The 19,903-nt window shown below is 32.5% G+C and carries 13 protein-coding genes; all 13 read left to right on the forward strand.

What is annotated here, in order from left to right; translation table 11 throughout:
• The first annotated feature begins 11 nt into the window (after positions 1–11).
• Positions 12–1,520 (forward strand): RagB/SusD family nutrient uptake outer membrane protein, encoded by a 1,509-nt coding sequence (locus CSW08_RS02195; protein WP_106658272.1) that lies wholly within the window; start codon positions 12–14, stop codon positions 1,518–1,520.
• Between the two features lie 129 nt (positions 1,521–1,649).
• Positions 1,650–4,988 carry a VCBS repeat-containing protein gene (locus CSW08_RS02200; protein WP_106658273.1) on the forward strand — a complete coding sequence of 1,113 codons (3,339 nt, stop codon included), beginning with the start codon at positions 1,650–1,652 and terminating at the stop codon, positions 4,986–4,988.
• On the forward strand, positions 4,981–8,223 hold the full coding sequence (locus CSW08_RS02205) for a VCBS repeat-containing protein (protein ID WP_106658274.1): 3,243 nt from the start codon (positions 4,981–4,983) through the stop codon (positions 8,221–8,223). The genes CSW08_RS02200 and CSW08_RS02205 overlap by 8 nt, the downstream gene beginning before the upstream one ends.
• Positions 8,198–9,538 carry a vanadium-dependent haloperoxidase gene (locus CSW08_RS02210; RefSeq protein WP_238987179.1) on the forward strand — a complete coding sequence of 447 codons (1,341 nt, stop codon included), beginning with the start codon at positions 8,198–8,200 and terminating at the stop codon, positions 9,536–9,538. Before CSW08_RS02205 ends, CSW08_RS02210 begins: the two co-directional genes overlap by 26 nt.
• A 3-nt stretch (positions 9,539–9,541) precedes the next feature.
• Positions 9,542–10,450 carry a GyrI-like domain-containing protein gene (locus CSW08_RS02215; RefSeq protein WP_106658276.1) on the forward strand — a complete coding sequence of 303 codons (909 nt, stop codon included), beginning with the start codon at positions 9,542–9,544 and terminating at the stop codon, positions 10,448–10,450.
• A gap of 20 nt (positions 10,451–10,470) precedes the next feature.
• The gene (locus tag CSW08_RS02220; protein WP_238987180.1) at positions 10,471–12,210 is read left to right on the forward strand and encodes a glycoside hydrolase family 13 protein; all 1,740 of its coding nucleotides are present in this window, start codon (positions 10,471–10,473) and stop codon (positions 12,208–12,210) included.
• 66 nt (positions 12,211–12,276) lie between these two features.
• Entirely contained in the window at positions 12,277–14,088 is a 1,812-nt protein-coding gene (locus CSW08_RS02225; protein WP_106658277.1) for a glycoside hydrolase family 13 protein, read from the forward strand.
• 13 nt (positions 14,089–14,101) lie between these two features.
• Positions 14,102–14,332 (forward strand): hypothetical protein, encoded by a 231-nt coding sequence (locus tag CSW08_RS02230; protein WP_106658278.1) that lies wholly within the window; start codon positions 14,102–14,104, stop codon positions 14,330–14,332.
• Positions 14,333–14,445: 113 nt separating this feature from the next.
• A complete protein-coding gene (locus CSW08_RS02235) occupies positions 14,446–14,625 on the forward strand; it encodes a hypothetical protein (RefSeq protein ID WP_106658279.1) in 180 nt (59 codons plus the stop codon).
• A gap of 102 nt (positions 14,626–14,727) precedes the next feature.
• Positions 14,728–16,071 (forward strand): MFS transporter, encoded by a 1,344-nt coding sequence (locus tag CSW08_RS02240; protein ID WP_203226836.1) that lies wholly within the window; start codon positions 14,728–14,730, stop codon positions 16,069–16,071.
• A gap of 11 nt (positions 16,072–16,082) precedes the next feature.
• On the forward strand, positions 16,083–17,318 hold the full coding sequence (locus CSW08_RS02245) for an MFS transporter (protein ID WP_106658280.1): 1,236 nt from the start codon (positions 16,083–16,085) through the stop codon (positions 17,316–17,318).
• Complete coding sequence (locus CSW08_RS02250; RefSeq protein WP_106658281.1) at positions 17,315–19,168, forward strand: trehalase family glycosidase; 1,854 nt, start codon at positions 17,315–17,317, stop codon at positions 19,166–19,168. The genes CSW08_RS02245 and CSW08_RS02250 overlap by 4 nt, the downstream gene beginning before the upstream one ends.
• Positions 19,169–19,262: 94 nt before the next feature.
• Positions 19,263–19,559, forward strand: coding sequence for a type II secretion system F family protein (locus CSW08_RS02255; RefSeq protein WP_238987181.1), 297 nt, complete (start codon positions 19,263–19,265; stop codon positions 19,557–19,559).
• The last annotated feature ends 344 nt before the right edge of the window (positions 19,560–19,903 follow it).

The following is a 19,903-nucleotide window of genomic DNA, read 5'->3' on the forward strand; positions in this document are numbered from 1 at the left end:
AAATAAAAACTATGAAAAAATATGTATATATATTATCAAGTATAAGCTTAGTGTTAAGCTCATGTAGTAACCTAGAAGAAGATGTAGTAGGTGTGCTTGAAGCTGAAACCCTTTCTAACCAAGAAAAAGTAATAGGTCAAATAAATGGTGCGCAAAATCAATTGCAAGCATTTCAAAATACAGATTTTATGTTTGTGCTGCAAGAACATCCTTCCGATGAAATGGCCGGTCCAACAAGAGGAGCCGACTGGGATGATGGTGGTGCATGGAGAGATTTACATTTGCACACATGGAACTCTTCACACCCAAGGGTACAAGGTGCTTGGGATCAGATATTAGGAGGTTTGTTTTTTGCTACAGATGCCTTGTCTTACGAGCCAACAACCGAGCAATTTGCTCAGGCAACTTTTTTTAGATCGTTCTATATTTTTATGACAACAGATTTGTTTGGACAAGTTCCAGTAAGACAGCCCGGTGCGAGTTTTTCAGAAAACCCCGAGGTTTTAAAAAGAACCGAGGCTATAGCTCTTGCAATTTCTGAATTGGAAGCCGTAATTAACGATTTACCATTAGTTAATACACCTGGAAAACCTAACAGATATTCAGCAGCTGCTCTGTTGGCTAAAATGTACTTAAACAAAGCAGTATATTTAGCAACCGATGAAGATGGAACTCCACAAGCTGGGCCATTTACCTTCGAAAATGCCGATATGCAAAAAGTAGTACAATATTGTGATATTGTTTTAGGTGGGCCATTTACTTTACAAGCAAATTATTTTGATAATTTCAATCCAAGCAATACAAGCGCATCAACAGAAGCTATTTTATCATCTGTTAATACCAATGATAATGGTGGCGAGCTAAGAAGGATGTATTTTATGACTTTACACTACAATCAAAAGCCTAGTGGATGGAATGGTTTTGTTGCCCTTACAGATTTGTATAATAAATTTGAAGCAACAGACCCACGTCTTAAAAGTAATTTGCCATACTTAAACACAAATTCGGGCTTAACAGCAGGGATTTTACAAGGGCCTCAAGTAAACGAATTTGGGGCGCCAGTACTTAATAGAGCGGGATCTCAGCTAACTTTCTCTCAAGATTTTTCTTTAACAAATTCAGATGATCAAAAAGGGATGCGCGTTATTAAATATCTACCCGATTATTCAAACATTGATAGGCCAAATAATGATTTTGTAATATTCCGATTAGCAGACGTGTTGTTAATGAAAGCTGAAGCCATGGCAAGAATGAATCAGGATCCTTCTGCGCTATTATCACAATTGAGAACGGTTAGAGGAGTTGCTTACACAGGTGCTGGTTTAAGCGATATTTTGGATGAAAGAGCCAGAGAATTATATTGGGAAGGTTGGAGAAGACAAGATCAAATACGTTATTCAACATTTTTAGGAACTTGGCAAGAAAAATCAACTAATTCAGATAGGGCTAAAATAATTTTCCCTATTCCAGCATCAGCAGTATCAACCAATCCTAATTTGGTTCAAAACCCGAGCTATTAAGAATATTTTTAAGTTTGGTTAATTGGTTTTTTACTTAAAAAGGGATTATACTTAATTAATCCCTTTTTTTCTCTTTTTAAAAACAATTTATTTAAATTACTGGTAATCAATATTTATTTAAAACACCTAATGCTTTTACATCGAATGGTTAGAATATTCTCAATTTTATTACTATTATTTTTATTATCTGTTTCTTGTTCAAAAAATAGACAGCTACCTAATAATACACCTACATTATTTACAAAAATAGAAAGCAATGAAACAGGCATCAATTTTAAAAATACAATAAATAACCAAAAGGAGTTTAACATTTTTACATACAGAAACTTTTATAATGGCGGAGGTGTTGCTATTGGCGATATAAATAATGATGGTTTACCAGATATATTTTTTACAGCCAATCTTGGCCTCAATAAATTATATCTTAACAAAGGCAATTTTAAATTTGAAGATATTTCAAGTAAGGCTGGTATAAACGGAAACAACACGTGGTCTACAGGTGTTGTAATGGTTGATATAAATGCCGATGGCCTTTTAGATATTTATGTTTGTAATGCAGGAAACATTAAAGGGGATAATTTGAAAAATGAACTGTTTATTAACAATGGGAACTTAACATTTACCGAAAAAGCAGAAGATTACAATTTAGCAGATAGTGGATTAACAACACATGCAGCTTTTTTTGATTATGATGGCGATGGCGATTTAGATGCCTATATATTAAACAACAGTTTTATACCCGTAAACTCTTTAAACTATTCAAACAAAAGAGAGTTAAGAGATAAAGATTGGAATGTGCCAAGTATTTTAAAAGGAGGTGGCGATAAATTACTAAGAAATGATAATGGTTACTTTACAGATGTTAGCAAAGAGGCTGGCATTTTTGGAAGTTTAATAGGCTTTGGGCTTGGGGTTAATATTGGCGATGTAAATTTAGATGGGTATTTAGATATTTATGTTTCAAATGATTTTTATGAAAGAGATTACCTCTATATAAATAACAAAAATGGAACGTTTACCGAATCTATAAAAGAGTGGACTAGTCACATAAGTCAATCCTCAATGGGAGCCGATTTTGGAGATATAAACAACGACGGTAATCTTGATATTTTTGTGACCGATATGCTTCCAGAAGAAGATAAACGTCTAAAAGAAACTACACAATTTGAAAGTTATGATGTATATCAAAGAAAACTAGGGTTAGATTTTTACCACCAGTATATGCAAAACACCTTGCAGTTAAATATGGGTAACAATCAGTTTTCTGAAATTGCCAATTTAAGTGGTATTTCAAATACCGATTGGAGTTGGGGTGCCTTACTTTTTGATATGGACAATGATGGTTATAAAGATATTTTAGTATGTAATGGAATTTATAACGATTTAACAAACCAAGATTTTATGAATTTTTTTGCAAACGACATTATTCAAAATATGGTAGTAAATGGCAAAAAAGAAGAAGTAGAGCAAATAGTTAATAAAATGCCAAGTACTCCAATTAGTAACTATGCCTTTAAAAACAATAAAAACTTAAAGTTCAATAACCAATCAAAACAATGGGGTCTCGATACGCCAAGTTTTTCAAACGGTGCATCGTATGCCGATTTAGATAATGATGGCGATTTAGATATTGTTATAAATAATGTAAACCAAGAAGCGTTCATTTATAAAAATAACACCAATGCACTTACAAGAAATAATTTTATCAAAATAAAACTAAAAGGAAACCCCCCCAACACATTTGCTATAGGAAGCAAAATTAACGCATACTCTAAAAGTGAAATTATTTCGTATGAGGTAATGCCATCAAGAGGATTTCAATCTTCAGTAGATTATGTTCAAACTATAGGTATCGGAGATAAAACAATAGATTCTCTTAAAGTATTTTGGTCAAATAATAGTTCTCAAACTATAAAAAACATAAAACCCAACCAATCATACAGTTTTAATCAAATTGATGCCATTCCTTTAAATAGCAATACTTTAAAAAATACCTCTAAATTTTTAGCCGAGATTCAATCAACATTCGAGTCGCACCAAGAAAATAAATATATCGATTTTAATTATGAAGGATTAATTCAAGAAATGCTCTCCAAAGAAGGCCCAACAATTTCTGTTGCCGATTTTAATAACGATGGACTAGAAGATGTGTTTGTTGGGGGAACAAAAGAACAGGCAGCAAAAGTTTATATTCAAACAAGTGCAGGTAATTTTATACAACAAAGCAACACAAACTTTGAAAAAAACAATTATTTTGAAGATACCGCTTCGGCCATATTTGATGTAAATTTAGATGGATATTTAGATATATTAATTGGAGCAGGTGGAAATGAAGTAGGCAATGATAAACACTACAAAACAAGGCTTTATATAAATGACGGAAAAGGACAATTTTCTTTAAAAGAGGCTGGAATACCTATAACACAAAACAATACAGCTGTTATAGCACCTTTCGATTTTGATAATGATGGCGATATGGATGTTTTTATAGGTAGCAGAAGTGTGCCGGGAGTTTATGGTATAAACGCTAAACACCAATTGCTTGAAAATGATGGTAAAGGTAATTTTAAAGATGTTACCGAAAGTAAAGCCTATAATTTTAAAGATTTAGGTATGGTAACCGATGCCGTTTGGGAAGATATGGATGGCGATACTATTAAAGACCTTGTTGTTAGTATTGATTGTGGCGCACCAACAATCTTTAAAAACTCAGGGCGCAGATTGTCTATAATGCCAACCAATCTATCTAACTACAAAGGTTGGTGGAATGCTGTAAAAGCAAAAGATTTAAATAATGATGGAAAGATTGATTTAATTATAGGAAATAAAGGCTTAAATATGGTGTATAAACCAAAAAAGGATGCGCCTTTAAAAATGTTTATAAACGATTTTGATAACAACGGAACCATCGAGCAAATTGTAACACAAACACTAAATGGTAAAGATGTTCCAATTAATATAAAAAATGAGCTAACCGCTCAAATAGTCTCTTTAAAAAAGCAAAATCTTAAATATGCAACATATGCCACTAAAAGCATACAAGAATTATTCTCAAAAGAAGTTATTAACCAATCAATAGTTAGAGAAATAAATACCTCAGAAAGTTTGGTTGCTATTAATAAAGGAAATGGCAATTTTGAAATTAAAATCTTGCCAATAGAAGCCCAATTCTCTAGTATTGATGCTATTGTAATAGCAGATATAAATAAAGATTCTCATTTGGATTTACTTTTAGGGGGAAATAAATACGGTTTTAAACCCCAATTTGCACGTTTAGATGCTAATTTTGGAAGCTTGCTTTTAGGCGATGGTAACGCCAATTTTAAATGGGTAGATTATTCAAAATCTGGATTTTTTGTAAAAGGAGAAATTAAAAATATATCAACTGTAAAGGCAAAAAACAATACACATTTTGTAATAGGTATTAATAACCAGCAACCAAAAATATTTAAGCTAAACCATGAATAAATTTACGCTAAATATTGTACTAATGGTGCTTTTTTTTGGTTGCAAAAAAGACTCTGGGTATTTGTTTAAAATTCTACCAGAAAAAACAACAGGAATTACTTTCTCCAACACTTTAAAAGATACCACTGATCAAAATATTCTAGACTATTTATATTATTACAATGGTGGTGGTGTTGCCGTTGGAGATATAAATAACGACGGCTTTGTTGATATTTTTTTCATTTCAAATCAATCTAGAAATAAACTTTATATAAATAAAGGAAATTTAAAGTTTGAAGATATTTCTAGTAAAGCAGGCATAGAAGGAAACAGTACTTGGAATACAGGCGTAACCATGGCCGATGTAAATGGCGATGGTTTGTTAGATATTTATGTGTGCGCCGTAGTTGGTACTAATGGGTTTATTGGGCATAACGAATTGTACATTAATAATGGTAACGAAACATTTACCGAAGTATCGGCGGCATATGGTTTAGATATAGATAACTATAGTTCTAACGCTACATTTTTTGATTATGATTTGGACGGCGATTTAGATATGTTCCTGCTTAACCATGCCATACACACACAAGAATCGTTTGGAAAAGCAGACATTAGAAATAAGCGAAACTACGAAAGTGGAGACAAATTGTTTAGAAACGATAATAACCACTTTACAGATGTAAGTGAAGAAGCTGGCATTTTTGGCGGACCTAATGGTTATGGCTTAGGCATTGCTATTTCCGATTTTAATAGAGATGGATTTCCAGATATTTATATAAGTAACGATTTTCATGAAGACGATTATTATTATTTAAATAATGGCAATGGCACATTTACTGAAGCTTTGAAACAATATTTTGGGCATGTAAGCAAGTTTTCAATGGGTAGCGATGCAGCAGATGTAAATAATGATGGCTTTACAGATTTGTTAACCTTAGATATGCTTCCTGAAGATGAAACAATTTTAAAGTCTTCAATTGGCGATGACGACATCCAAATTCAAGAATTAAGAACCTCTGTTTACGGGTATAATTACCAGTATGCTAGAAACATGCTTCAATTAAACCAAAGCGGTAGTAGCTTTACAGAAACCGCGTTGCTAAGTGGTATTGCAGCTTCCGATTGGAGTTGGGGCGCCTTAATTTCAGATTATGACCAAGATGGGCTACAGGATGTGTTTATAACTAATGGCATACCAAAACGACCAAATGACTTAGATTACGTTAAATATATATCTAATAACCAAATCAAAAAAAAATTAAAGTCAACCAACTTAATAGATCAAGAAGCACTTAAATATATGCCAGAAGGCAAATTAAATAATGCCTTTTATAAAGGAACACCAAACCTAGAATTTATAAACCAAACTAAAGAGTTTGCAAGCCAAGAAGCCACTTTTTCTACTGGTTTATCATATGCCGATTTGGATAATGATGGTGATTTAGACCTTATTACAAATAACATTAATGCCCCAGCATCAATTTATATTAATAGCACAAATGCCAAGAAAAATTACTTAAAAATTCAGTTTAAATTTTCGAAAAAAAATAAATTGGGTATTGGTACTAAAGTGTTTGTATATGCCAATGGCACTATGCAATATAAAGAACTTTTTACCCAACGAGGTTTCCAATCGGCATCGCAACCAATTATTCATTTTGGGTTAGATACACTCAAAACCATAGATTCTATTAAAGTTATATGGCCAAATAATAAGTATCAAGTACTGAGAAAAGTAGCTGTGAATAAAAGCCTTACGGTTGAATTTAATAATGAAGCTCAAGATTTTAATTATTCGAGTTTACATGAAAACAAGCACATTGATTTTGAACAGGTTAAAAACAACTTAGGTATTAATTATAAGCACAAAGAAAATAAATATACAGATTCTAACAGAAGTAAATTAATTCCATATCAAATTTCCGATAGAGGTCCGGCACTGGCTGTAGGCGATTTGAACAACGACGGGAAAGATGATGTTTTTCTGGGAAGCAGTAAATATTTTGACTCTGAAATTTACATACAAGAAGATTCCCTTTTTGTGAAAAAGGAATTCCCAGTTCTAAAAAAAGATGCCATAACAGAATCGGTTTCTGCAATTATCTCAGATTTCAACAACGATAAAAGCAACGATTTATTTGTAGCCTCTGGAGGTGGTGAGTTTTTTGGAAAAGCGCAGCCCTTAAGCAATAAACTTTATCGTGTTTTAGATAACGATCTTATAAAATTACAACTTCCAGAAAATTTTGAAGATACCGCAGTTATAAAAGCAATAGATTATGATTCAGACGGTGATTTAGATGTTTTTGTTGGAAACGCAACCATATCAAACAATTTTGGCAGCATACCAGAAAGTTATATACTAATAAACAACCAAGGCTCTTTTACAAAAAAATCGCTCGGTAAATTAGGAATGGTTAGAGATGCCGTTTGGACCGATTTTAACAACGACAAGCAACTAGATTTACTGATTGTAGGCGAGTGGATGCAACCTACTTTTTTGCAAAATAATGGCGGCAAGTTTGTAGATAAAACAAGTACTTATATAAAACAATCGTTAGAAGGTTTGTACAGAGCAGTTATTCCTTTTGATGTAGATAGCGATGGCGATTTAGATTATTTGCTAGGTAACTGGGGAACAAACACGAAGTTTAAAGCTACAGAAACCTATCCAATGCTAATGTACTATTCAGATTTTGACAAAAATACTAAAACCGAAACTATAGTTGCCACCCATAAAAATGATAATTATTACACCCTAGAAGGCTTGGACGAATTAAGTTCAGAACTTGTAAGTCTCACCAAAAAAAAATTCACAACATATAAAGACTTTGCTGGTAAACCTATTAATAAAGTATTTGATGCGGAATTATTAGAAAAAGCCAAACTGTTTAAAGTTTATAATTTGGCTTCAGGAATTTTAAAAAATAACCAAGGAACTTTTAGTTTTATACCTTTTGACAATAGGCTACAAGTAGCTCCCATAAATTGTTTTGCCAAAATAAAAAAAGAAAATAAAGAACAAGTTTTATGTGCGGGCAACTACTTTGGAATTAAACCATATCATGGCAGGTTCGATGGTTTTGCGGGCGCACTAATAACCAACGAAAACAATATAGCACTAGGGCATGGCCTAGGTCTTAATTTTTTTAATAAAGCAGTTTCGAAATTACAAACCATCACAATAAATAATAAACAATACCTAATAGCAGTAATACACAATGGCAATGTTCAAGTTTACAATATTAAATAAAGGTTTAATCTTATTTTTAGGGTTATACACATTACAAAGCTGTACCAAAAATACAGCACCTATAGAAATTTCATCAACCCATTTTTATAATTCGGTAGATAAAGTAACCAAGATAATGATTCACGATATTTTCTCGCCGCCAGTAGCCAGTAGAATTTTTGTGTATCCAAATATTGCGGCCTTCGAAATTATTGCCCAAAATAACAAAAACTATAATTCATTAACGGGTCAATTAAAGGGCTTAACGGCAATACCTAAAAATAAAAATCCAAAAGTCAATTTAAATCTATCTGCTATCATTGCCCATATAGAATTAAGTAAACAACTTATTTTCTCAGAAGAGATGATAACCACTTACAGAGATAGTTTGTACGCTAATTGGGAAAAAACCAATAAAGAAGAATTAGAAGCGTCAAAACACTATGCATTAGAAGTGGCAAAGCATATAAAAAAATGGATGGCTACAGATAATTATATACAAACCAGAACCATGTCTAAATTTACTGTTAATTCCGACGACCCCTCTAGATGGCAGCCAACACCCCCAGCCTATATGGACGGTATAGAGCCTCATTGGAGCAAAATAAGAACCTTAGTTTTAGATTCTTCTTCTCAATTTAAGCCTAAAGCACCACCAGTATTTTCATTAGAAAAAAACAGTGAGTTCTATAAACAATTAATGGAAGTTTATAATGTTAGAAAAGATGTTACCGAAAAAGGAGATACTTCCAAAGAAATTTCAATTGCTCGATTCTGGGACTGTAATCCCTATGTTTCTGTAACCAAGGGGCACTTAATGTTTGCAACTAAAAAAATTACACCAGGGGCCCATTGGATTGGTATTACCAAAATTGCCTGTAAACAAAACAACTACAGTTTCGAGGAAACCGTTTATGCATATACAAAAACATCATTGGGTATTTTTGATGCTTTTATAAGCTGCTGGGACGAAAAGTACCGAAGTAACTTAATAAGACCAGAAACTTTAATTAACCAGTATATAGATGAAGATTGGAAGCCTATCCTGCAAACACCTCCTTTTCCAGAATACTCAAGCGGCCATTCGGTAGTATCCGGTTCGGCTTCTACAATTTTAACGAGCATTTTTGGAGATAATTTTCAATTTGATGACGATACCGAAACCCCTTATGGATTACCCATAAGAACATTTACATCGTTTAACCAAGCAGCAAGCGAAGCAGCAATAAGTAGATTGTATGGGGGAATCCATTACAGGGCAGCCATAGATGAAGGATTAAAACAAGGAAAAAATGTTGGTGGTTTGGTTGTACAGAAAGTTAAAATGAAAAATTAAAACATGAATATAAAGTTTTTTAAATATATCCTTTTGCTAGGCATTATTTTGGCTTTGGGTTGGTATTTTTTTATTAAAGGGCATGACTATAAAATTATTTTTGAAACTACCCAAGCACCAGGAATTGTTTACAGTACATTAACAGGGTGGAATAATTGGGAGCCAACAACCAATAAGGTTGTGAAAACAATTTCTAAACGCCCATTTACAAACCTATCTCAAGAGTTAAGTATTTCTTCAGATTCGTTAATAAGTATAGATTGGGTTATTAAGCGTAAAAACGATTCCACAACCCAAGTAACAGCGTTGTTAACAGATAAAAACCATAGTTTTTATCAAAAACTGAGAGTGCCTTTTTTTAAAACCGATTTTGTAAAATGTGCATTATCAACCTTAAAACATATTAAAGAAGGCTTAATTATTCACAAAAGCGAATATAAACTGTCACATGTTAGCCAATCTACCATCCCAAAGCAATATGGCGTGTATATGTCTTTAGAGTCTTCACTTCACGACAAGGCAAACCAAATGATTAAACATGCAGGGGTGTTAATGCAATATATTCGAGAAAACAATATTAAAATTAGCGGAGATCCTTTTGTAGAAGTTACACATTGGAATCTTCAAGAAGATACCATAAATTTTGATTTTTGTTTTCCTATAAGTAAGCAAGATAGCATGCCTATTTCTAAAAATATACACATTAAAGCATTACAAGAAAAAGCAGCCTTAAAAATACTATTTAACGGCAATTATAGAGTATCCGATAGGGCTTGGTTTACACTTCTGGACTATGCAGAAACAAACCATATTGATATAAAAAAATTACCAATAGAAATTTTTAAAAACGACCCCCATTCTGGTGAAAGCGAATTAACATGGGAGGCCGAAGTTTATATACCAATTAATTAATAAGTAAAACATACAATATTATGAAAACCTATTTCAAAATTTTATTTGTAATGACAGTAATTGCGGGATGCACACAACAGGTTAAATTGGAAAAAGAGTTAGTAAATTCCAATAAAAGATGGTGGAAAGAATCCATCATCTATCAAATTTATCCAAGAAGTTTTAACGATTCAAACGGCGATGGCGTTGGCGATTTAAGAGGCATTATACAAAAACTAGATTATATAAAAAGTTTGGGTGTTACCGCCGTTTGGCTTAATCCAATTTACGCATCTCCAAATGACGACAACGGTTACGATATAAGTAATTATAAAGAAATAATGACCGAATTTGGAACCATGCAAGACTTTGATGAATTGCTAAAGGGCTTGCACGAAAGAGGAATTAAATTTGTAATGGATGTTGTTGTAAACCACAGCAGCGATGAGCATGAATGGTTTAAACAATCTAGAAGCTCACGCGATAATCCGTATAGAAACTATTACCATTGGTGGCCTGCCGAAAAAGGAAAGCCAAATTACCGCTGGAGTTTCTTTGATGAAAAAGGCGAAGCATGGAAATACGATTCTATTACAAACTCATATTACTTACATTATTTTGCCCAAAAACAACCCGACCTTAATTGGGAAAACCCCAAAGTTAGGCAAGAGGTTTACAGCATCATGAAATTTTGGGCCGAAAAGGGCGTAGATGGATTCCGTTTAGATGCCTTTCAATATGTAAGTAAAGATACAACCTTTCCTAAGCTTCCAAAAAACTTCGAAAAAGACATTAATAAATATTACGGTATGGGCCCCAATTTGCATAAATATTTAAGAGAAATGTATGATGAGGTTTTAAGTAAATATGATGTTTTTGCAGTTTCTGAGGGTGCAGGCAGTACCCTAGAAGATGCGCATAGCCTGGTTGATGAAGATAGAAAAGAGCTTCAAATGGCATATCATTTTGAAAGTGTTGGTATTGGCAATAAGTTAGAAGGCTACAAGCTTTCTGAATTAAAAAAATCATTTACAAAATGGGATACATCATTTGCTGAAAAGGGTTGGATTTCCATATTTCTTAACAACCATGATAATGCAAGAGTTGTAAGTAGGTTTGGTAACGACAGTCCAGAATTTAGAGAAGTTTCGGCTAAAATGATTAATACCTTTATTTTAAGCATGAGAGGCACACCATACATATATTACGGCGATGAAATTAGCATGACAAACATTCATTTTGATTCTATTTCTCAATACAAAGATATTGCTGCTATAAATGGCTATAAAAAAGCACTATCAGAGAAAAAAGACATGGATGCTTTTATGCGAGATTTAAATTTTACTTCTAGAGATAATGGTAGAACACCCATGCAATGGGACACCTCAACAAACGCTGGTTTTACAACAGGTACACCTTGGTTGCCAGTAAATGAAAATCATAAAGAAATCAATGTTGCAGCCCAAGAAAACAATCCCAATTCGGTTTTAAACCACTTTAAAAAAATGGTGAAACTCAGAAAAGACAACGAGGTTTTGGTTTATGGTGCTTACAAATTATTAGATGAAAATAATGAAGAAGTTTATGCCTATACCAGAACTTTAGATGGTAAAAAAATGCTCGTGCTTTTAAATTTTACCAACCATGAATCTAGCATTAGTGTTAATGCAGCTAAAAAAATAGAATCGATTTTAATTAATAATTACAGTGATTTAATTAATAAAAACGGAAAAATTACCTTGAAACCATATCAGTCAGTTATTTGTTCTATCAAAAATTAATTATGAAATCGCCATTAACAATAAGTTTTTTGCAAAAAAAGACCAGTGAAAATAAGGCGATACCATATGACTTTAAAAAATAATGAATATTCACACATGAAAAATGTTATTTTATTAGTAACCGTATTTTTGGTTTTAGTTAGTTGTTCTAAAAAATCACAAAATAATGTACAAACCAATCAGCCCTCAAAAAATTGGTGGAAAGAAGCCGTTGTATATCAAATATATCCGCGAAGTTTTAAAGATACCGATGGCGATGGCGTAGGCGATTTAAAAGGCATTATTTCAAAACTAGATTATATTAAAAGCCTAGGAATAGATGTGGTTTGGCTAAATCCAATTTATGGGTCGCCAAATGCAGATAATGGTTATGATATATCAGATTATCAAGCTATAATGACCGAGTTTGGAACCATGGAAGATTTTGATGCATTGCTAAAGGGCATGCATGATAGAGGATTAAAATTGGTAATGGATTTAGTAGTAAACCATAGCAGTGATGAACATAAATGGTTTCAAGAAAGCAGGAAATCAAGAGATAATCCATACAGGGATTATTACCACTGGTGGCCGGCCGAAAAAGGTAAGCCCGCTTTTCGCCCTGGTTCATTTGAAGCCGATGGAAGCGGTTGGAGATACGACTCCATAACCAATGCCTACTATTTGCACTATTTTAGTTATAAACAACCCGACTTAAACTGGGAAAACCCAAAAGTGCGCCAAGAAATTTATAACATGATGCACTGGTGGTTAAAAAAAGGAATTGATGGCTTTAGAATGGACGTTATTCCGTTTATAGCCAAAGACACCACATTTCCAGTAATAACCCAAGAAGAACTAGATAAAAAATACGAAGGTCGTTGGGATGTTTATATGGCAAGCGGCCCTAATTTACACGACTATTTACAGGAAATGAACAAAGAAGTTTTAAGTAAGTACGATGGCATGTCCTTAGCCGAAGGTGCCGGCATGTTAAAATCTACCGCTTTAAATTTTGTAGATGAAGACCGCCATGAACTAAACATGGGCTATCATTTTGATGGTGTCAACTTAGGATATATATCAGGATATTTCAAGAAAATGAACCCAAATTGGAGTTTGGTCGAATTCAAAAAAATATATTCTGAATGGGATGCCGTTTATAAAGATAAAGGGTGGGGAACCATTTATTTAGGAAATCATGACCAACCCAGAATGGTTTCGCGTTGGGGAAATGACACACCAGAATTTAGAACTTATTCATCAAAAATGCTTACAACATTTTTATTTTCCATGAGAGGTACACCTTACTATTATTTTGGTGATGAAATAGGTATGACCAATGCTTATTTTAATAAAATTGAAGATTACAAAGATATTGAAACCATTGCAGAATACGAAAAAGTAAAGATTGCAGGAGGTGATTTAAATCAGTTTATTGAATACCAAAAAACTGGTGGTGCCAGAGATAATGGAAGAACTCCCATGCAATGGGATGATTCAAACAATGCAGATTTTACAACAGGTGAACCTTGGCTGTCGGTTAATAAAAATCACAATCAAATTAATGTAGAAGCTCAAGATAATGAACCAAATTCAATTTTGAATTACTTTAGAGATATGGTGAAGCTACGTAAAGAAAATCCAGCTTTAATTTATGGAGATTACCAGCTTTTGCGAGCAGAACACCCAGAAATTTTTGCTTATACAAGAACCTTGAATAAGCAAAAAATGTTGGTGTTATTAAATTTCAAAAGTAATAATTCAAACATTCAATTAAACGAGGTAAAAGACATGAATAAAACAATTATTAATAATTATAAGACATTAAATGTAAAGAATAATATAATCACTTTACAACCTTATCAAGCCGTAATTATATCATTAAATCAAAGATAAATTAGGATTATGATTGGGTGGGGATAAAATTATATATCATTCAGAGTATAAAGATGTATCTGATTTCGTTTTCTCTAAGTTTAAACAACAACTAAATAAAGACCATATTATTTGCATATATGTTAGTGGCGAGTCTGGTTGTGGTAAAACTTCATTGGCATATGCATTACAAGAAGATATAGAAAACACTTTAGGCTTAAAAGGATTTTTATTTCATTTAGATGATTATTATAGACAATCATAGTATGAGGCTAAAAGATTTAGGGAATGTTGGAATTGATGCGATAAAATTAGAATTGTTGGACACGCATTTAAATCAATTAAAAAATTAATAGTAAGTATTTATTAGGGCGTTTAGTGGATTATAAATCGAATATCATTTTAAAGGAAGAAGTAAACACATCATTCATTGTTGAAGGCACTTATTCAAGCCTGCTTAAAAATTCTGATTACAGGATTTTTATTGAAAAAACCTATAAAGAAACACATGTATCAAGAATAAAGCGAGCAAAAGATACTTTAAAGGATTTTAACTAACAAGTTTTAGAGATAGAACATCAAATAATTAGTAAACATATAGGAATGACAGATATTATTATAGATAAAAACTTAAAAATGCTTAATCCTAAAACTTAAAAAATGATAAAAAAACCGTCCTTAACGTTTTGGCAAATTTTTAATATGAATGTTGGGTTTTTAGGAATTCAGTATAGTTTTGGGTTGCAGCAAACGGCTATTAATCCAATCTTTCTTTATTTAGGAGCACTAGGAGACATGTTGCCTATTCTTAATTTAGGGAGACCAGTAACAGGATTGCTAATACAACCTTTAATTGGAGCCATTTCTGATAAAACTTGGTCACCACGTTGGGGAAGAAGAAAACCTTATTTTTTAATAGGAGCTTTAATGGGTAGTTTGTGTTTATTTGTATTTCCTCATAGTCCCGTACTCTGGTTGGCAGTTGGTTTGCTATGGATTTTAGATGTAGGTAATAATATGGCAATGGAACCTTATAGAGCTTTTGTTGGGGACAAATTACCTGAAAAGCAACTGAGTCTTGGTTATCAAATGCAGAGCCTTTTTGTAGGTGCCGGGATCTTATTAGCAAATGGCTCAATCGTATTATTTCAATATTTGTTTGGTGGCGAGTCTGTGGAACAAGCAGGTACAATTCCCCAATGGTTATATTATTCATTTTTTATTGGTGCTTTTTTGTACTTAACCACCATTTTGTGGTCAGTGCTTAAAATACCTGAAATTCCTCCATCAAATCAGGAATTGGCAGAAATTAATAAAAACAAATTACTACCTATTGGTAAGAAAACAGCAAAACCTTTTTATGAAATTGTTGAAGCTATTAAAGACATGCCAAAGTTTATGCGGAAAATTGGTGCAGTATATTTATTTCAATGGTATGCCTTGTTTATTTATTGGCAGTTTACAACACCACTATTTAAACAAACGCTAGGTTTTACAACTTCCGAAGCAGTGTCGCAAGCAGCAAAAATGAGTTTAACATACAATATCGTAACCATGTTGGTGGCACTGGCTTTAGTGCCTTTAACATTGCATTTTGGTAAAAAAAAAGTTTATGCATTAAGCTTAATTGGTACTGCCTTTGCATTATTTTCCATACCCTATATTACAAATCCCACATTAGTTTTAGTGCCCATGGTATTGTTCGGTATAGGATGGGCAGCAATTATGGGAATACCTTACACTATGGTTTCAAAAATTGTTCCTCAAGAACGTAGAGGCGTTTATATGGGTATTTTAAACATGATGATTGTAATACCTATGTTTATTCAAACGTTAACATTTGGTCCCATCTATAAATATCTGTTAGGAGATAATGCAGTTAATGCCATGTTGTTTGCAGGTGTTTTCTTTGCCATTTCTGCATTATTAGCAATGCGTTTAAAAGAAACAAAATCAATATATGATACCAAATATACATTTGTGACAACTGGTGGAGGCCATTAATAAATATAGAAATGAAAAACCTAAGTATTAAAATATCCATTTTCTTAAACTATTTTGTTTTTGCTATTTTACTGAATAGCGTGGGCATTGTTATCGCTAAATCAATCAATGTGTATCATATTAGTGAATCACAAGCATCATTATTAGAAGCATTTAAAGATTTACCAATTGCGATTGTCTCGTTTTTTGTAGCTTCGTTTTTGCCACGATTTGGTTATAAAAAGGCCATGTTAACGGGGTTGGCAATCGTATTTTTTGGTTGTCTTTTAATGATTTTTGGCAATTCATTCATTTACACGAAATTTTTATTTCTATCGATAGGAGTAAGTTTTGCACTTATAAAACTTTCGGTGTATTCGCTTATAGGAATTGTAACAACCACAAAAAAAGACCATTCTTATTTAATGAGTTCTATTGAAGGCGTTTTTATGGTAGGTATTGCATCAGCTTATTTCTTGTTTCCAGCTTTTTATTCTGAAACCAACGAAAAAGCTTGGTTAAATGTATATTATTTACTTGCTGTGTTAATAGTAATTTCTTTCCTTTTCTTATTGTTTTCTAAAATTGAGTATGAAGTAGAAGCCATAGGCACTAATTTAAAAGAAGATATGACCCGTTCTTTAAAATTAATAATTGTACCATTGGTTTTAGTGTTTTTGGTGTCAGCATTTTTCTTTGTTATGATTGAGCAAGGAATTATGAGTTGGTTGCCCAGATTCAATGAAAAAATCTTCAAATTTAGTGCAGTATTAAGCGTTCAAATGGCCAGTATTTTGGCATTATCTTTAGCATTGGGTAGGTTTATGGCTGGTTATTTGTCCAAATTTATATCTTGGGTTTATTTGGTTATCATTTGCGTTGTTATTTCTGGTATTACTTTATTAAGTGTTTTGCCTCAATTAAATACAGAAATAGATTCGTTGGTAGAAATTAAAACTTTAACCGAAGTGCCTTTACTTGGGTATATCTTACCTTTAATCGGACTTTTTATAGCGCCAATTTACCCATTATTAAATTCAACGGTACTAAGCTCGTTACCAAAAAAATTACATTCTCCTATGTCTGGTTTAATTATCATTTTTTCGGCATTAGGAGGCACTATAGGTTCTAGAATTGTAGGAGAATTATTCGAAAGTATTGGTGGAGCAAAAGCTTTTTATTTTCTTTTAATACCAATGGTGTTGTTAATAATATTTGTTTTACTGATTGATAGAATAACCAAAAAACAAGTAATTAAAACACTATGATTTTTCACTTAAATATACAAGACACTTTAAGTAAACTATTGCATCAAGAAGATACAGATGGTGATAAAAAAATCACTATTGAAGATAAAGGTTTAAAAACATTTGTAGTTAAAACAACTTCTGGGGAAGATTACATAATTAAAGGCACCTACCATCTTTCTAATTTATTGCAAGAATTGGCAATTGCAAAACTTGAAGGTTGTAATGTTGCCAAAATCCCATTATCTAAAATTGAAGAGCCGCCAGTAACACGTATTTCTAGATTAATAAAAGATTATTTTTGGGAAGCTCTTACCAGAACCATGGATAAAAACGGTGTAGAGGATCTTATTCACGATACAAAAAATGAATCATTAACTTCAAGTAAATTAAGAATATACATTCCGTATCAAGATTCGGTAGCTTTCAATTATTATAAAAATCTTGAATCATCATTGCCCATAGAAACCATTCAGCTACCAGAAAACGTAACGCCTCAGTTCGTAAAATCCATTAACATTAAACCAGGCATATTATCATTAAAACTTCAAGAAAATAATGGTTTAATTGAAGGTGTTCCATTTGTAGTTCCTGGTGGGCGTTTTAATGAGATGTACGGTTGGGATAGTTATTTCGAGTCGGTTGGATTGTTAATTGATGGTAAAGTTGAATTATCTAAAGCTATGGCAGATAATTTTCAATACGAAATTGAATATTATGGTAAAATTTTAAATGCCAACAGATCTTATTATTTAACCAGAACCCAACCGCCTTTTTATACCAGTTTAATTAAGGAAGTTTTTGAATTAGCAAAAGATAAAACATGGTTGAAAAGCCATCTTCAAACCGCAATAAAAGAATATGAAACGGTATGGATGGTAAAAGGAAAACGGCTTACAGACAATGAGCTTAACCGATATTTGGCTGAAGGTATTGGGCTTCCACCTGAATGTGAAGAAGGTCATTTTGATACGGTTCTTAAACCATTTGCCGATGCACTAAATATGAGTGTTAGAGATTATGAAAAACGATATGCCGAAGGTGCTATTAGCAATGATGCTTTAGATATTTATTTTACACATGATAGGACTGTAAGAGAATCTGGTCACGACACTTCTTATAGAATTGAAGGTCATTGTGCGGACTTAAACCTTGTGGAACTTAATGCGATGTTGTATAAATATGAAAGAGATTTTTCAGAAATAATTGAGAGTGAATTTAATGGTGAGTTTCAAGGATACACTACTACTTATTGGAAAGATAAAGCGAAAACCAGAAAAAAAGCTGTCGATAAATATTTATGGAACGACAGTAAAGGCTTGTATTTTGATTTTAATGTTATCACCAATCAGCAATCACAATTTATTGGGGCAACAACCTTAATACCATTGTGGGCTAATTTGTGTTCAGAGCATCAAGCTAATAAACTTGTTAAAACAGCCATCCCATTACTAAAAGAAAAAGGAGGAATTGCAGGTAGTACAAAAGCAAGTATTGAAATGGTTTCTAAAAATCAACCCCAACGCCAATGGGATTATCCAAATGGATGGGCACCGCATCAAATGATAATCTGGAAAGGATTGTTAAATTATGGTTTTGTTGAAGAAGCACAGGAATTAATTTATAGATGGTTGTTCATGATTACTAAAAGTGTTGTGGATTATAATGGAACTATACCCGAAAAATACAATGTTGTTGAAGCTACCCACAAAGTATATGCAGAATATGGCAATGTAGGCACCAATTTTCAATACATATCTCAAGGTGGTTTTGGCTGGATGAATGCTTCCTATCAATATGGTTTATCCTTATTAAAACAGGAATACATAAAAAAACTAAATAATCTTATCGAGCCAAAATTAATTTTTTGAAGGATTTTATTTAAATGTTAATAAAACTAAACAATATGAAGAACATCACATTTTTGGGTTTGTTATTTATGACTGGATAGAACGGACACCAATAATGACTAACAAAGGGCAGCATATTCTAAAAGGTCAGTCGCTTAGTCAAAGTTTGGCTCAACATAAATTGTTTGCTGATAAAATGATAGCCTTGGTAAAAGTAGCAGAGGAAACCAACCAAACGGAGTTTATTTTTGACAGACTCAATATGCAATACAATACCCAAGTTCAACAGCAGTCCAAAATGTTGTCCACCATTATGGAACCCTTTATTATTTTAATTGTAGGTGTACTGGTTGGTGTTATTCTTATTGCCATGTACTTGACAATGTTTAAGTTAAGTAGTGTGATTGGGTAGAATAACTCAATTAGTTTGCTTTGTTTTTATTTAGAATATCTGAGGCTAAGCTTTTATATTTTATCAGCAATTAACTAACAAGCCTTTTATAATTACTCAAATGTGCTAGTGATTTAGAATTTGGTTTTTGTTAATATTATGAGAGACAAAAACGATAGGAGTATTAAAACATAATAAATATTATTAAGCAGTTTAATAATCTAGATCACTTCCATTAATCTATAATAAAAAACATTAATTTAAATTATGTTTTTTTACCATATTTTGTATATTGGCAATCTCAAAAGACAGATAAAATTTGTTTTTAAATAGTTCTTTTTGACTTTAGTGTGCAATTCGGTGAA

The sequence above is a fragment of the Confluentibacter flavum genome, from assembly GCF_002843175.1.
Lineage (GTDB): Bacteria > Bacteroidota > Bacteroidia > Flavobacteriales > Flavobacteriaceae > Confluentibacter > Confluentibacter flavum.

Excerpts from the sequence above, each read along its gene's own strand:
- CSW08_RS02195 (WP_106658272.1), top strand. The coding sequence starts at position 12 with ATGAAAAAATATGTATATATATTATCAAGTATAAGCTTAGTGTTAAGC.
- CSW08_RS02200 (WP_106658273.1), top strand. The coding sequence starts at position 1,650 with ATGCTTTTACATCGAATGGTTAGAATATTCTCAATTTTATTACTATTA.
- CSW08_RS02205 (WP_106658274.1), top strand. The coding sequence starts at position 4,981 with ATGAATAAATTTACGCTAAATATTGTACTAATGGTGCTTTTTTTTGGT.
- CSW08_RS02210 (WP_238987179.1), top strand. The coding sequence starts at position 8,198 with ATGTTCAAGTTTACAATATTAAATAAAGGTTTAATCTTATTTTTAGGG.
- CSW08_RS02215 (WP_106658276.1), top strand. The coding sequence starts at position 9,542 with ATGAATATAAAGTTTTTTAAATATATCCTTTTGCTAGGCATTATTTTG.
- CSW08_RS02220 (WP_238987180.1), top strand. The coding sequence starts at position 10,471 with ATGAAAACCTATTTCAAAATTTTATTTGTAATGACAGTAATTGCGGGA.
- CSW08_RS02225 (WP_106658277.1), top strand. The coding sequence starts at position 12,277 with ATGACTTTAAAAAATAATGAATATTCACACATGAAAAATGTTATTTTA.
- CSW08_RS02240 (WP_203226836.1), top strand. The coding sequence starts at position 14,728 with ATGATAAAAAAACCGTCCTTAACGTTTTGGCAAATTTTTAATATGAAT.
- CSW08_RS02245 (WP_106658280.1), top strand. The coding sequence starts at position 16,083 with ATGAAAAACCTAAGTATTAAAATATCCATTTTCTTAAACTATTTTGTT.
- CSW08_RS02250 (WP_106658281.1), top strand. The coding sequence starts at position 17,315 with ATGATTTTTCACTTAAATATACAAGACACTTTAAGTAAACTATTGCAT.
- CSW08_RS02255 (WP_238987181.1), top strand. The coding sequence starts at position 19,263 with ATGACTAACAAAGGGCAGCATATTCTAAAAGGTCAGTCGCTTAGTCAA.